The following is a 14047-nucleotide window of genomic DNA, read 5'->3' as shown; positions in this document are numbered from 1 at the left end:
CGACCCCGCCTTCTGCATGTCCACAGACTTCACTCTGGCGAGCCCAGAGAGAACCCACACCCCAGGCTCCCAAAGGCACGCGAGGAGAGGACCTGTGAGCGAAGAAGGTAGCCACGGCTACAACCGGGTGATGCTCAAGCTCGGTGGCGAGATGTTCGGCGGCGGTGGCGTCGGTGTCGATCCCGATGTCGTCCAGACAGTCGCCCGGCAGATCGCGGCCGTCCACAAGTCCGGCGTGCAGGTGGCCGTCGTGATCGGTGGTGGCAACTTCTTCCGCGGGTCCGAGCTCCAGCAGCGCGGCATGGACCGCTCGCGTGCCGACTACATGGGCATGCTCGGCACGGTCATGAACTGCCTGGCGCTGCAGGACTTCCTCGAGCGCGAGCACGGCATCGACACGCGCGTGCAGACCTCCATCCAGATGACGCAGGTCGCCGAGTCGTACATCCCCCGCCGCGCGATGCGTCACCTCGAGAAGGAACGCGTCGTGATCTTCGGTGGCGGCGCCGGCCTGCCGTACTTCTCGACGGACACCACCGCCGCCCAGCGCGCCCTGGAGATCGGCTGCGAGATCGTCCTGATGGCCAAGGCCGTCGACGGTGTCTACACGGCCGACCCCAAGATCGACCCCGACGCGTTGATGTTCGACAACATCACCCACCGCGAGGTGCTGGAGCGCGGCCTCAACGTCGCCGATGCCACGGCCTTCAGCCTCTGCATGGACAACAACATGCCGATCCTCGTCTTCAACCTCCTCACCGAGGGGAACATCGCGCGCGCGGTGCGTGGTGAGAAGATCGGAACCCTGGTCCACACCCCCGGTGGACGCCCGGCCTTCTAGACCTGCTGGGATTTGACCGGAACCGGGAAGAAACACACGCAGAGCAAGGAGTAGTCGTGATCGACGAGACCCTCCTCGACGCCGAGGAGAAGATGGAAAAGGCGGTTTCGGTGGCGAAGGAGAACCTCGCCTCCGTACGGACCGGTCGTGCGACTCCCTCGATGTTCAACCGCATCCACGTCGACTACTACGGTTCGCTCACGCCGATCAACCAGATGGCCAGCATCACGGTTCCCGAGGCGCGCATGGCGGTCGTGAAGCCGTACGACGCGGGCCAGCTGAACGCGATCGAGAAGGCGATCCGGGACTCCGACCTGGGCGTCAACCCCGGCAACGACGGTGCCGTGATCCGCGTCGTCATCCCGCAGCTCTCCGAGGAGCGCCGCCGGGACATGGTGAAGGTCGCGAAGTCCAAGGGCGAGGACGCGCGCGTCTCCGTCCGCGGTGTCCGTCGCAAGGCCAAGGAAGAGATCGACCGCCTCGTCAAGGACGGCGAGGTCGGCGAGGACGACGGCGCGCGTGGTGAGAAGGAGCTCGACGCTCTGACCCACAAGTACACCGCGCAGGTCGACGAGCTCGTGAAGCACAAGGAAGCCGAGCTTCTCGAAGTCTGATGTTCCTGTTGGTTTCGCCCGGCCGAGTCGCGCCGCAGGCGTGAGTGCCCTGGCCGGGCGGAGGACGTGATGGGAGCACAGGTGGCAGGCAGTCCCTCGGACGTGCCGGCGTCGAAGCCTTCGCGCGCGGGACGTGACCTGCGGGCGGCGATCCTGGTCGGCGTGGGGCTCGGTGCCGTCATCATCCTGTCGCTGCTGACCGTCCGGCAGACCTTCATCGCCATCGTCGCGGCAGCCGCGGCGGTGGCGACGTGGGAGCTCGCGACCGAGCTGAAGAAGCGCGGTATCAACGTCGCCCTGTGGCCGGCGCTGATCGGCGGCCAGGCGATCATCTGGCTCTCCTGGCCGTACGAACGCTCGGGCATGATGACCGCCTTCGTGATCACCATCCTGGTGTGCATGGCCTGGCGGTTCCGCGCCGGTTCGGACGGCTACCTGCGCGACCTCAGCGCGTCCGTGTTCACGGTCGCGTACGTGCCGATGATGGCGGCGTTCGCGGCCATGCTCGTCGTTCCCGAGAAGGACGGCGCAGGTCGTGCGTTCGCGTTCCTCATCGGGGTCGTGCTGTCCGACGTCGGCGGCTACGCGGCCGGTGTCTTCCTCGGCAAGCACCCGATGGCGCCCACGATCAGCCCGAAGAAGTCCTGGGAGGGCTTCGCCGGCTCGCTGGTCGCGGGCATGGCGGGCGGCGCGCTCACGCTGACGCTGCTGCTCGACGGCCAGTGGTGGCAGGGCGCGCTCTTCGGTGCCGCGCTCGTCGTCACGGCCACCGCGGGCGACCTGGTCGAGTCGCTGATCAAGCGCGACCTCGGCATCAAGGACATGGGCACGCTGCTGCCCGGCCACGGCGGCATCATGGACCGGATGGACTCGCTCCTCCCGTCCGCCGTCGCCTCCTGGCTGCTGCTGCACCTCTTCATCCAGTAGCCGTGACGTTTTCCGCGCAACGCCGCAAGTAGTGGTTGTGAGAGACCACGAGGCACTGGCGGCGTTCGAGCGGATCTACCGCGCCCACGTCGGCGCGATCACCCGGTTCTTCGCGCGCCGGTGCACGGAACCGCAGGTCGTCGCGGACTTGACCGCGGACACGTTCGTCCGCGCGATCACGTCGTTCCCCACCTTCGACGAGGCCAAGGGCCCGGCGGTGAGCTGGCTCTTCGGCATCGCCAGGCGCACGTTCGCCGCGCACCTGGAGCAGTCGAGGCGTGGCGTCGAACTGGTGCGCCTGGCGGGCGGCAGGCGTGAGCTCGACCGGGACGAACTGGCCGAGCTGGAAGCCCGCATCGACGCCGAACGGCCAGGTCGGGCGCTGCTGGAACGGCTCGCCTCGTTGCCGGAGCTCGAACGGGAAGCCGTCGAACTCGTCCACCTCGCTGGTCTCGCGCCCAAGGAAGCGGCTGTCGCGCTCGGCGTGCCGAAAGGGGCGATGCGGACCCGTCTGTATCGCGCCACGGCTCGCCTGCGTGCGGTCGTCGACGACGAACTGGAGGCACGAGCCGATGAGCAGGTTTGAGGACAACCTCTGGGCAGAGCTGGAACGCGACCATGCTCCGGCGTTGCGGCAGAGCGTGGCCACGCGACGACGCCGGAGCACGGCTCGATGGCTGTCTGCAGCAGCAGGAGTAGCCGTACTGGGCGGTGCGACGGTCGTTGGACTCACGTACTTCGGCGGCACACCACCCGCGTACGCCGTGGTCGACAACCCGGACGGTTCGGTGACGCTGACCCTGCGGGATCTGACCCGGTTCGAGGAAGCCACGGAACGGCTGCGTGAGCACGGCATCTTCGTGGTCGTTGTGCCGCTGCGGAAGGACTGCCCGGACGAGGGGCCATACCGGATCGAGGGTGCCGCTTTCTTGCCGGCACGGGCAGATTCAACGGCCGACGGTCTCAAGATGATCTTCGAGCGCGACTGGAATCACGCGGGCACCACGTCGGTGCTCGCTGCGGATCTGGAGGCCAGGAGCGTCCTGCGGGTCGGGATCGACGGGGGCCGAGAGGTGCCGAAGTGTCTGCCCGATCAGCTGATCAGGCAATCGGGCCTGGGCGTCGCGAAACCTGAACCGACCCGCTAGTCGTCGTACGGGTCGTCCACCTCGGTGCGCGGCTCGTCCTCGATCGCCCGGGACTGGTCGATCACCGAGAACGCCGCGCCCGCGTGGTCCTCGACCACGGTGATGCGCCCGTACGGGGTGTCGTAGGGCTCGACGGTCACCCGGCCGCCGAGCTCCAGCACCCGGTAGGCGACCGAGTCGGTGCCGATCTCGGGCGCGGCGTTGAAGTACACCATCCAGTGCGACCGCTCCCCGTACGGGAACTCGCGGCCCATCTTCTGCCGGCCGATCACCTCGGTGCCCTCGACGGACCACGTCGCGTAGTCCAGCCGGTGGCCGTCGCCGATCTGCGTGATGTCGTAGTGGCACAGCTCGCCGAAGAACTCGTCGGCCGCCGCGCCGTCCCTGGTGTTCAGCTCCGCCCACGCGTAGGCGCCGTGCCCGCCGGTGCCGAACCGCCAGTCCGGCGGCACGTGCCGGAACCCGACGACGGCGCCGGTCGGGTCGCTGATCACGGTGGTCTGCGTGTGGTCGGTGGAGTCCTCCGGGTTGCGCAGCACCGATCCGCCGAGGTGGAAGGCCTTTTCCGCGGTGGCTCGCGCGTGCGGTGTGACCAGGTACAACCGCCACGGCTCCGGTTCACCCTGCGGTAGTCCGGCGACCGGGACGCCGTCGACCATCGCCACGGTGTAGCCGGCGTCGTCGGCGTAATGCCAGCCGAAGAGGCCGGTGTAGAACTCGATCGCGGCCTTGAGGTCGTCGACGGTGCGCTCGGCCCAGCACGGGCTTCCTCCGAGCAACGGCGCGAGCTGGGGCGTGTTGGGCGCGATCGACACTGCCGCCTCCTGCAGGGAGAGATGCGGCCACGCTACGCCGTGATTGGACGAATTCGAACTGTCACCGGGAAATCGAAGCCCTACAGTGTCGTCGTGAGGGGATTCGTTCGGGCCGCGTTGAACGCGGTGCGCCCGGTTGACGTCGTACCCAGTCCGAACATCTGGCACTGGCCCGACATCTACGAGGTCGAGAACCGCGCGCAGGACGTGAACGGCGCGATTTGGGTGGCGTTAAGCGAAGAATGTCCGTTTGGCGGGCAGGACGTCGTGGACGTCGGCTGCGGCGACGGATTCCACCTGCCGCTGTTCGCCAAGAGCGCGAAATCGGTCACGGGAGTAGAGCCGCATCCACCGCTCGTCGTGCGCGCCAAGAACCGCGTCGCGCAGCTGACCAACGTCCGAGTCGTTTCCGGTCCCGCGCAACGCCTCCCGCTCGACGACGCCTCCGCCGACCTCGTGCACGCCCGCACGGCGTACTTCTTCGGGCCGGGATGTGAGCCGGGGCTGCGCGAGGCGGACCGGGTGCTGCGGCCCGGCGGCGCGCTGGCGATCGTGGACCTGGACGGCGCGGCGGAGCCGTACGGGCAATGGCTGTGCGCCGACGAACCGCGCTACGACCCGGCCGTGGTCGAGAAGTTCTTCGCGGACAACGGTTTCTCGCTCACGCGGATCACCGCCGAGTGGCGCTTCGAAAATCGGGAGGACCTGGAGTCCGTGCTGCGCATAGAGTTCTCCGCGAAAGTCGCCGAACGTGCGATCGTTTCCGTGGCCGGGCTGAGCTTCCAGGTCGGCTACCGCCTGCACGTGCGGCGCAAGCCGAAGGGACTGATCTTGTGATCCGCGAGATGCAACGTCTCACGCAACGGATCTGGTCGCAGCGCAGCAACTGGCACATCGGCGACCTGGCCTGGCAGCGCTACGAGCACGTCGGCCGCGAGCACGAGTGGCAGTTCGAGGTGTGGGAACGCGACGGCGAGGTCGCCGCCTGGGCCTGGGCTCAGCAGGACTCCGACCTCTTCCTGCTGGTCGACCCCGCGCACCCGGACCTGGCCGACGAGGTGCTGAAGCGCTTCCCCGACCGGCAGGTCATGATCCTCGATGCCGAACAGCACCTGATCGCCGCGCTGGAACGCCAGGGCTACGCGCCCAAGGACGGCTGGCACCAGATCTTCATGACGCACGACCTGCGCGATCTGCCCGACCCTGTGGTGCCCGAGGGCTTCACCGTCCGCTCGATCACGGAAGCTGATCTGGCGCAACGGGTCGAGGTCCACCAGAAGGTCTGGCACCCGTCACGGGTGACGGAGGAGAGCTACCGCAACGTGATGGCGGCCTGGCCGTACCGCCCGGATCTCGACTGGGTGGTGGAGGCGCCGGACGGCAGGTTCGCCGCGTACTGCCTGATGTGGCCTGACGAGCAGAACCGCGTCGGTGAGCTGGAACCCGTTGGCACACATCCGGATTTCCGCCGGATGGGCCTGGCTCGTGCCGCCTGCTTCGGTGCGATGCGCGCGCTGCGGGAGCTGGGGGCGGAGCAGGCGATCGTGTACCCGGTTCACGACAAGCCGGCCCTGAAGTTCTATGAGCAGCTGGGTTTTCAGCCTTACGCGCGCACTCTGACATTCGCCAGGGGCTAGGCCGTTCGTTGATGTTGTCCGGCCTGATCGTGGTGCCCCCGGCGACGGCGGCACCGCCCGCGGCCGACCTGAACGCCATGTTCAACGCCTACGGCAACCAGGGCGGGCACTGGACCGGGGGCGACAGCACCGTGTCGGTTCCATTGCCGGACGGGCGCACGGCGTGGCTGTTCTCGGACACGTTCCTCGGCACGGTGAACCCGGACTTCAGCCGGCCGCGAACGGCGCCGTTCATCCGCAACTCCATCGTGGTGCAGCAGGGCAACCAGCTCGTGCAGACGGTGCACGGTGGTACCGCGCAGAACCCCACGACGCTCGTGACCGGCAGCAACCCCGACGAGTTCCACTGGGTCGGGGCGGCGATGGTGCAGGGCAACGCGCTGAAGGCGTTGTACGGGCGGTACAAGAACGCCGGAAGCGGACCACTCGGGTTCCAGCGCGTCGGGACCACGCTCGTCGCGTTCGCGCTGCCAGGACTGACCGTCGCGAGCGTCACCGATACCCTCAGACGCGGGAATGGATTTCTGAGAGTGGTACTTCTCTCGGAGGCCGCAATCTAAAGCAGATTGATTCTAAGTACGTTGACAAGGCGCTCGAGTATCTCGGATTGGGCCAATGATGCGGCAGAATTCACTAATGCAGTCATTGATGTCGGACGCTGGCGCAGATTGTGCGACGACTGAGATGCCGGAGGAACTGGCGGGCATCCTCCGTGACGGCTGGTACACGGCAGACTGCGGCGCCTTGCTGCTCGTTCGCGCCGGTGGGCACGCGCGTTCCTGGCCGTGTGAGGCTGCGGAGATCGCCCAGCGGGAGTATGAGGTCAACGATATTCGCATTCCGGATCTGGATCTCGACGAAGACCGTGAGACGTTCCTGCTCGCCCTTGCTTGTCGCGCGAGTGGCTTTGCTGGAACTGCATTGCAGATGGCTGCTGGCAGTCAAGGGTCCGCCGACCTTGTCGCGGTGGTGAGTGTAGGCATTGATGACGACTACCTATCGAATGGCGCGACCGTCAAATTCTTTACAATGCGAGGTAACTATCCGGATTGGTTCGATGATCTGGAGAGGTTCAAGAGTGAGGCGATGATGCTCCTGCGGCTAGGTGATATCGGTGCGTCCGCCAGTTGATTTGACGCGATGACATTGTGGCATTCCAGTGACGTCGCGTGACAGCGCTCGCGGTGTGTCTGTCGCAGTTCGGCCCCGTTGTCGTTGGAGAGGCGTCGAGTTCCAGGTTGTCCAGTGTGTGGTAACAGGGCCCCGCGGTCGTTTTGGAGTGGAGGTAGAAATCACGTCGCCGGTGGCGAATTTCGAAGCATTCATCGACTTCGTGCTGCTGACTGATGGCGACGAGCATCCCTCTGCTGACGAGTTCCCGGCAGTGGGAAGTATCTTGGACGCAATTGCTATCGATTTCATGCCATCTGGTGAGTTGCGGTTGTCGGCTCAGCCGTCAGCTGTGGCACGTAGACGCTTGCGCTAGGCTCTGGTTCGCGGGAAAGCGAATCATAGGTAGGTTGAGCCGGTGGCCAGATGATGTGATGGGTAGACGTGAGTGTCCGGAGGAACCGTGGTTGATTGCGGTGTGAGCGATGCGTCTGACCGACTCTCGCGATATCGCGAGCGGCTTGACTCGCTGACCGGTGCTGAGCCCGTTGTTAGTAGTTTTGACCCGCGCGAGGCTGCGGATGGCCTCGTTCTTGCGCTCGCATACATCGGCGTGCCGGAGCCCGGGTATGTGACGGGCTTCACCTATGGGCTTTCTCTGGTGCGCCACGCGGATTGGGGTCAGGCAGGTCGTGAGCTGTCCATAACTGTGCGTTCTGACAATGTGGAGTGGGCCAGTGTGCCAGCCAGGATAATTGCTGGACTGCGTGGGCTTGGATCGTTCGGTCTGGGGCATGTATTGGGGCACGTCGGGCCGTATGTCTCGGATTCTCAGATGAGCAGTATTGTTCTGGCTGGGCCTGCAGTTCCAGCTGAGGGCGTTGTCGATTTGGGTGATGACGAAAGAGGGGGCGATTTGGTCGAAATAGCGGGCGTATACCCCATCCATGCTGCCGAGCGTGAGTTCGTCTACTCGCGAGGGTTTGACGCGTTGTGGAATCTGGAGTGGGATCGCTTCGATCCGTCCCGTGAGTCGGTGGTGCAGGCGCACTAGGCTCTGGTTTCGTGGAAAATGAATCATCGGTACGTCGGCCTGCCAGTTCGGTGGCGTGGGGGTGGACTGCCGGCGGCTCGGTGGCGACTAGCGTGCGCAGAAACTGGAATTCAGGCCGCTGGGGTGTTGCGGTGCAACTCCAGTTGCTATCGGGGAAGGTTCTGGATATAGAGGAATCCGATCAGTGCTCGGTGGTTAGTCGGATTTCAACTACGCCGTGGTTGCTAAGGGCATTTTTCTTCGTGAATCGGCCCTTCATGCCAACTCCCAGGAATAGCAGCGGCTAGGCTTTCGTGGAACGGGGACAAGTGCAGGGAAGCGAAGATCTTTGGAGGCGCACTGGCCTGCGTCAGTTCCAAATCGTCCAGTGCGTGGTCACGGCACACCGAGGTCGTTTTGGGGTGGACGTGGAGGTCACCTCGCCGGTGAAGTATCCAGACGCCTTCATAGATTTCGTGCACCTCGCTGATGATGAGCTCGTTGCGCCAGATGCGTTCCCGCCCGTGGGGAGTGTGCTGGACGCAATCAACATCGACTTCATGCCGACCGGTGAGCTGAGGCTTTCTGCTCGGCCGTCAGCGGTGGCCAGGTCGCGAGAGGAAGCGTGATGGCTGCTCGGACACGCTCGCACTAGGCTCTGGTTCGTGGAGAAGCGAATCGCGGGCAGGTTGAACCGCCAGGTCGGCGTCGTGGGGCTGGGCTGCTGGCAGCTCGGCGCCGACTGGGGTGAGGTGGACGAGAGCGAGGCGCTCGCGTTGCTTCACGCCGCGGCCGACACGGGCGTCGACTTCTTCGACACCGCCGACGTGTACGGCGACGGGCGTAGCGAGACGCTCGTCGGACGGTTCCTCAAGGAGCGTCAGGGCGACGTGTTCGTCGCTACGAAGATGGGGCGGCGGCTGCCGGCGCAGACCACGGAGGGGTACAACCGGGAGAACTTCCTCGCGTGGAACGACCGGAGCCGCCGCAATCTGGGTGTCGACACGCTGGACCTGGTGCAGCTGCACTGTCCGCCCACGCCGGTGTACGACCGGGACGAGGTGTTCGACACCTTGGACGAAATGGTTGAGCAGCAACGGATCGCTGCCTATGGCGTGTCGGTGGAGAAGGTCGAGGAGGCGCTGGCTGCGATCAGGCGTCCGCACGTGGCCAGCGTGCAGATCATCCTGAACGCGTTCCGGCTCAAGCCTCTCGAGGAGGTGCTGCCCGCGGCGCAGGAGGCCGGGGTGGCGATCATCGCGCGGGTGCCGCTCGCGTCCGGGTTGTTGTCCGGGAAGTACGACAGGGCAACGACTTTCGGCGCTGATGATCATCGCAACTACAACCGCAACGGTGAGGCGTTCGACGTCGGCGAGACCTTCTCCGGGGTCCCGTACGAGGTCGGCCTGGAAGCCGTCGAACGGCTCCGGGCGCTCGTGCCCGCGGGCGCCACGATGGCGCAGTTCGCCCTGCGGTGGATCGCCGACCGGCCTGGTGTCACGGTCGTGATCCCCGGTGCGCGCAACGTGGAGCAGGCGCGGGCGAACTCACAGGCCGCTGGTCTCCAGCCGGTCGACCACGCGGCCGTCGCGGCTGTTTACGACGAGTTGATCCGGCCGCACGTGCACGACCGGTGGTAGATCACTCCTCGGCGAGGATGGCGTAGAGCTTGCGCCGCAGCTCGTTGTAGAGCTCGCCGGCGCGGGTCTTCTGCTCGGGCGTGCCCGCGTGGGAGATCTGCTCCATCGCGCTGCCCAGCAGCCGGACCGCCGACCGCAGTTCGCCGTCGACCGGGTCGAGCTGGATCTCGATGTCGCGCCAGGGCGGGGCCGTGTGCTCCGTCCTGCCGTGCTCGGTGAGCGTGAACAGCTTCTTTCCTCCTTCCTCCACCGCGGAGATGAAGCCTTCGTCAGCGAGCATCTGCAGCGTCGGGTAGACCGAGCCGGGGCTCGGGCTCCACACGCCGCCGGTGCGCTTGGCGATCTCCTGAATGATCTCGTAGCCGTGCATCGGCCGTTCTGCCAGCAAGGACAGAACCGCCGCCCGGACGTTGCCGCGCCTCTGGCGGCCGCCCCTGCCACCGCCCCCGAAGGGTCCGTGGCGATGCCTGTGCAAGTGGTTCCTGTGGTGTGGGTTCATCATCATGCCGCTAACGATATATCGGAATCTATCGCGATGCAACGGTCAAATGCCGGCGAAGTTCGTGGGACACTAGATGTGCTATGACCTCCCTTCCCCTTGTCTTCGACGCGCCCAAGCGCGGCCTCCCGCCGCGCCATCTGGTCGACCTCACGCCTGTTCAGCGCGCTGAGGCGGTGGCCGCGCTCGGCGAGAAGCCGTTCCGCGCCAAGCAGCTGTCGAACCACTACTTCAGCCGCCTGACCGTCGACCCGGCCGAGATGACCGACATCCCGGCCGACACGCGCGACAAGCTGGTCGCCGACCTGATGCCGCCGCTGTTCACGGTCGTGCGCAAGGTCACCGCCGACGAAGGCACGACCGCCAAGACGCTGCTGCGCGCGCACGACGGCACGCTCATCGAGTCGGTCCTCATGCGCTACCCGGACCGCGCGACGCTGTGCATCTCGTCACAGGCCGGCTGCGGCATGGCGTGCCCGTTCTGCGCGACCGGCCAGGGAGGCCTGCAGCGCAACCTGTCGACCGCGGAGATCGTGGACCAGGTGCGCCTGGGCGCGGCCGCGATGCGTGACGGCGAGCTGCCGGGCGGGCCGGGCCGGTTGTCGAACATCGTCTTCATGGGTATGGGCGAGCCGCTCGCGAACTACAAGCGGATCCTCGAGGCGGTCCACCGCATCTGCGACCCGGCGCCGGACGGGCTGGGCATCTCGCAGCGCCACGTGACCGTGTCGACGGTCGGGCTGGTGCCGGCGATCAAGAAGCTGACCGAGGAGAACCTGCAGGTTCGGTTGGCTGTGTCGCTGCACACGCCGGACGACGAGCTGCGTGACACGTTGGTGCCGGTGAACACTCGGTGGAACGTTGCCGAGGTGTTGGAGGCTGCCCGCGGCTACGCGGACAAGACCGGGCGCCGGGTGTCTATTGAGTACGCATTGATCCGTGACATCAACGACCAGGGGTGGCGGGCGGATCTGCTCGGGAAGAAGCTGCGCAAGCATCTTGGGCAGTTGGTGCACGTGAACCTGATCCCGTTGAACCCGACTCCGGGGTCGAAGTGGGATGCGTCGCCGAAGCCTGTGGAGCGGGAGTTCGTGCGTCGCGTGCGTGAGCAGGGTGTCGAGTGCACCGTGCGGGACACGCGTGGGCAGGAGATCGCGGCGGCCTGTGGGCAGCTCGCGGCCGAGGGCTGACAATCCCGCCGGCGCCACCTACAGTGCTAGCATTGACTGCAATGACAGCATCGGAGGTGGATCATGGCCGTCCTGACGATCCGCGACTTCGACGAGAATCTGAAGGCCAAGCTGAGGATTCGTGCTGCTGAGCACGGCCGATCGATGGAAGCCGAGGTGCGGGCGATCCTCGCCGCGGTGTTGACCAAGGCCGACTCAGGTCCCGGTATGGGGACGAGGATCCAGCACCGTTTCGCTGACGTCGATGACATCTCGTTCGAACCACCGCAGCGCACAGAGCGGGCACGGGCAGCGGAGTTTCCTGAGTGATTGTTCTTGACACCAACGTCGTTTCCGAACTGATGAGGCGAGTTCCGAACGACGAGGTCGTTCGCTGGGTCGATCGGTACCCGGCCGATGAGGTCTTCATCACCGCCGTGACGGCAGCCGAGCTCGCCTACGGGGTCGAGCGGATGCCGGACGGCCAGCGCAAGACCGTGCTCGCGGTCAAGGTCTCGGAACTCCTGACCGAGGACTTCCAAGGGCAGATCCTGCCGTTCGACGGTGTAGCCGCCGCGTACTACGGCGAGATCGCGGCGGCACGCGAGGAGCAGGGCTCGCCGATCAGCATGGCCGATGCGCAGATCGCGGCGATCTGCCGACGATTCGTGGCCTGCTTGGCCACTCGCAACACCAAGGATTTCGTCGACACGGGCATCGCCTTGCTCAACCCGTGGGGCGACGCGGCCGAGGGCTGAACTCGCTGGAGGAACGGCGGCGCGGTCGGCATGATCGCGGCATGGACGAGCCACTCCACACCCGCGGGTCCTACGAAGTCGAGGTAGGCCCGGAGTTCCCGCCCAACGGCGACTGGTCCTGCCCGGTGTTCGCCTTCGACCACGATGGCCGGGTGGTCGACGAGTTCGTGTCGCGGTGGGGTGCGCCGCTCGCGGTTCGCGTGAAGCCGAGCGGTGAGGCGGAGTGGGTGGGGCCTCTTTCCCGGCGGAGGGCCCGGCGGGGTGACCGACGTGTTCGCTTGCCCGGCCCCTGCGCAGCTGTGCGTTGTCGTGGACGGGTTGGCGTTCTTGCTGGACGTCGACGCACCTGCCGCGGCAGTTGTTGCCCAAGACCAGGTGTGCCAGGTCGTACCTGTGATCGGTGTGCCGCTTCTCCTGCTCGTCAGCTACTTCGACATCGTGGCGATCGCGCCCGAAGGCATTGCCTGGCGGTCTCCTCGCCTGGCATTGGACGGGCTGCGGGTGTCGCTCGCCCAGGCCGATGGCATCCGCTGCGTGGCTGAGACGTTGGAGGACGAAAGCGTGGACATCGTGGTCGATCCCGTAACGGGCGAACCCTTGTAGCCAGGCGAAAATGGCCCCCACTCAGCCACAAGCGGGGGCCGGCACCAAGTCAGGACATGCGCCAGAGTTGGTTCGCCCCACCGGAACAAGTCCAGATGATCAGCCGTGTGCCGTCGGCAGAAGAGCCACCGGAAGCGTCAAGACACTTACCCGACTGCGGGTTCCGCAACGTGTCGCCCACGCGCGACCACACCTGCGCACCGGTTCCGTTGCAGCCCCACAGCTGCACGACCGTCCCGTCAGCCGTGCCGCTGGAGGCGACGTCCATGCACTTTCCCAAGGCGCGCAACGTGTCGCCGACGCGCGACCACTCCTGGGCGCCCGTGTTGTTGCAGCCCCACAGCTGGATCGCGGTGCCGTCAACAGCCGAGGATCCGTTGACATCAACGCACTTCCCGCCGATCCCAACGATCGAGCCAACTGAAGAGATCAGGTACTGGCTGCGCGCGACGTTCCAGCGCGTCGCCAGGTATGAGCCTGCTGCCGGGTTGGTGTGGAAGTAGTCGTCGCCACCGCAGTCGATCTGGTTCTCTGGTGCCCCGGGGCACCGGAGAACCAGGCCGCCGGGCGGGTTCGGGATGCCGCCGTCGTTGTAGCACATGATGTCCTGGTCGTCCCAGCAGTGACCGAACGCGGTGGAGTGCGGCGCCGAACGCTGCACGGCGCCCAGTGTGTGCAGCAGTTCGTGCGCGCTGGCCTGCCACGTCCAGCAACCCGTGCCCACCGCCGCGTAGGACGGGCCGGAGTTGTAGCCGTTGTCGGCGCCGGGGCGGTCGTCGCCCGGTGCGCCCCACGCCACGCCGCAGCCGCCGGAGTCGTGCCAGAACAGGTACTTGCGGTCCGTGCGGTTGTAACCGCGGGCGGAGAGCTGGTCGGCGATGGCGGACGGCGAGGACATCGCGGACTGCGGCACTACGACGTTGTCCACGGCCGCGCGGCAGGCCGGGGTGGTCACGAAGCGGACGTGCCGCACGCCGCCGCCCAGGCGGGAGGCCGCTTCTACGAACGTGTTGTCGATCTGGTCGGCGAACGTCTGGAACTGGCCCACCAGCTGGGGATAGCGGTCCGGGGACTGGTCGCCGCGCACGTAGACCGCCTGGACGCGCTTTCCGCTCACGCCGTCGCCGTCACACACGACGGACCGAATGGAGACGTCGGAAGAAGGCTGCCGGAATTCGTCCGGTAGGTCGTCCACGATGGGGCTGAGCAGGGATAACGCCGCGATGAATACGCCAAAAGACATGACTGACCGC

19 protein-coding genes are annotated in these 14047 nt (G+C 66.3%); 16 read left to right on the top strand and 3 right to left on the bottom strand.

From position 1 onward, the window contains the following. Window positions 1-130: 130 nt before the first annotated feature. The 5 genes from pyrH (at window position 131) to ACIA8G_RS13640 (ending at window position 3530) form a co-directional block, all read left to right on the top strand. Entirely contained in the window at window positions 131-841 is a 711-nt protein-coding gene (gene pyrH / locus ACIA8G_RS13660) for a UMP kinase (protein ID WP_396419653.1), read from the top strand. A gap of 56 nt (window positions 842-897) precedes the next feature. Beyond that, a complete protein-coding gene (gene frr / locus ACIA8G_RS13655; RefSeq protein ID WP_396418757.1) occupies window positions 898-1455 on the top strand; it encodes a ribosome recycling factor in 558 nt (185 codons plus the stop codon). A 69-nt stretch (window positions 1456-1524) separates the two neighbouring features. Beyond that, on the top strand, window positions 1525-2382 hold the full coding sequence (locus ACIA8G_RS13650) for a phosphatidate cytidylyltransferase (protein ID WP_396418756.1): 858 nt from the start codon (window positions 1525-1527) through the stop codon (window positions 2380-2382). 37 nt (window positions 2383-2419) lie between these two features. Next, the gene (locus ACIA8G_RS13645) at window positions 2420-2968 is read left to right on the top strand and encodes an RNA polymerase sigma factor (protein WP_396418755.1); all 549 of its coding nucleotides are present in this window, start codon (window positions 2420-2422) and stop codon (window positions 2966-2968) included. Continuing rightward, on the top strand, window positions 2955-3530 hold the full coding sequence (locus ACIA8G_RS13640; RefSeq protein WP_396418754.1) for a hypothetical protein: 576 nt from the start codon (window positions 2955-2957) through the stop codon (window positions 3528-3530). The genes ACIA8G_RS13645 and ACIA8G_RS13640 overlap by 14 nt, the downstream gene beginning before the upstream one ends. Here the strand turns inward: ACIA8G_RS13640 and ACIA8G_RS13635 are convergent. Continuing rightward, window positions 3527-4345, bottom strand: a complete 819-nt coding sequence (locus tag ACIA8G_RS13635; RefSeq protein ID WP_396418753.1) for a VOC family protein — start codon at window positions 4343-4345, stop codon at window positions 3527-3529. The two genes, ACIA8G_RS13640 and ACIA8G_RS13635, sit on opposite strands and share 4 nt — an antisense overlap. Before the next feature lie 93 nt (window positions 4346-4438). Here ACIA8G_RS13635 and ACIA8G_RS13630 point away from each other — a divergent pair, with 93 nt between their 5' ends. The 7 genes from ACIA8G_RS13630 (at window position 4439) to ACIA8G_RS13600 (ending at window position 9765) form a co-directional block, all read left to right on the top strand. Further along, on the top strand, window positions 4439-5182 hold the full coding sequence (locus tag ACIA8G_RS13630; RefSeq protein ID WP_396418752.1) for a class I SAM-dependent methyltransferase: 744 nt from the start codon (window positions 4439-4441) through the stop codon (window positions 5180-5182). A gap of 8 nt (window positions 5183-5190) precedes the next feature. Then, window positions 5191-5982, top strand: a complete 792-nt coding sequence (locus tag ACIA8G_RS13625; protein ID WP_396418751.1) for a GNAT family N-acetyltransferase — start codon at window positions 5191-5193, stop codon at window positions 5980-5982. An 11-nt stretch (window positions 5983-5993) separates the two neighbouring features. After that, complete coding sequence (locus ACIA8G_RS13620; RefSeq protein ID WP_396418750.1) at window positions 5994-6542, top strand: hypothetical protein; 549 nt, start codon at window positions 5994-5996, stop codon at window positions 6540-6542. Window positions 6543-6618: 76 nt separating this feature from the next. Next, window positions 6619-7113 carry a hypothetical protein gene (locus ACIA8G_RS13615; protein ID WP_396418749.1) on the top strand — a complete coding sequence of 165 codons (495 nt, stop codon included), beginning with the start codon at window positions 6619-6621 and terminating at the stop codon, window positions 7111-7113. A 457-nt stretch (window positions 7114-7570) separates the two neighbouring features. Next, a complete protein-coding gene (locus tag ACIA8G_RS13610; protein WP_396418748.1) occupies window positions 7571-8146 on the top strand; it encodes a suppressor of fused domain protein in 576 nt (191 codons plus the stop codon). Window positions 8147-8547: 401 nt separating this feature from the next. Further along, window positions 8548-8754: a hypothetical protein gene (locus ACIA8G_RS13605; protein ID WP_396418747.1), complete on the top strand. Its 207-nt coding sequence runs from the start codon at window positions 8548-8550 to the stop codon at window positions 8752-8754. Between the two features lie 36 nt (window positions 8755-8790). Continuing rightward, window positions 8791-9765 carry an aldo/keto reductase gene (locus tag ACIA8G_RS13600; RefSeq protein ID WP_396418746.1) on the top strand — a complete coding sequence of 325 codons (975 nt, stop codon included), beginning with the start codon at window positions 8791-8793 and terminating at the stop codon, window positions 9763-9765. A 1-nt stretch (window position 9766) separates the two neighbouring features. On the opposite strand, the gene ACIA8G_RS13595 is transcribed toward ACIA8G_RS13600, so the two are convergent. Beyond that, complete coding sequence (locus ACIA8G_RS13595; RefSeq protein WP_396418745.1) at window positions 9767-10153, bottom strand: PadR family transcriptional regulator; 387 nt, start codon at window positions 10151-10153, stop codon at window positions 9767-9769. A gap of 194 nt (window positions 10154-10347) precedes the next feature. On the opposite strand from ACIA8G_RS13595, the gene rlmN reads away from it, so the two are divergent. The 4 genes from rlmN (at window position 10348) to ACIA8G_RS13575 (ending at window position 12794) form a co-directional block, all read left to right on the top strand. After that, entirely contained in the window at window positions 10348-11454 is a 1107-nt protein-coding gene (rlmN, locus tag ACIA8G_RS13590) for a 23S rRNA (adenine(2503)-C(2))-methyltransferase RlmN (protein ID WP_396418744.1), read from the top strand. Between the two features lie 63 nt (window positions 11455-11517). Continuing rightward, entirely contained in the window at window positions 11518-11763 is a 246-nt protein-coding gene (locus tag ACIA8G_RS13585) for a FitA-like ribbon-helix-helix domain-containing protein (protein WP_396418743.1), read from the top strand. Then, window positions 11760-12191, top strand: a complete 432-nt coding sequence (locus ACIA8G_RS13580) for a type II toxin-antitoxin system VapC family toxin (RefSeq protein WP_396418742.1) — start codon at window positions 11760-11762, stop codon at window positions 12189-12191. Before ACIA8G_RS13585 ends, ACIA8G_RS13580 begins: the two co-directional genes overlap by 4 nt. A 261-nt stretch (window positions 12192-12452) precedes the next feature. Then, on the top strand, window positions 12453-12794 hold the full coding sequence (locus ACIA8G_RS13575; protein ID WP_396418741.1) for a hypothetical protein: 342 nt from the start codon (window positions 12453-12455) through the stop codon (window positions 12792-12794). Window positions 12795-12843: 49 nt separating this feature from the next. Here the strand turns inward: ACIA8G_RS13575 and ACIA8G_RS13570 are convergent, their stop codons facing one another. Then, window positions 12844-14037 (bottom strand): ricin-type beta-trefoil lectin domain protein, encoded by a 1194-nt coding sequence (locus tag ACIA8G_RS13570; RefSeq protein ID WP_396418740.1) that lies wholly within the window; start codon window positions 14035-14037, stop codon window positions 12844-12846. Between the last annotated feature and the right edge of the window lie 10 nt (window positions 14038-14047).

The organism is Lentzea sp. NPDC051213, from assembly GCF_044455585.1.
GTDB lineage: Bacteria > Actinomycetota > Actinomycetes > Mycobacteriales > Pseudonocardiaceae > Lentzea.
Note: the sequence above shows the minus strand (reverse complement) of the source record. Positions and strands in the feature narration are given on the sequence as shown.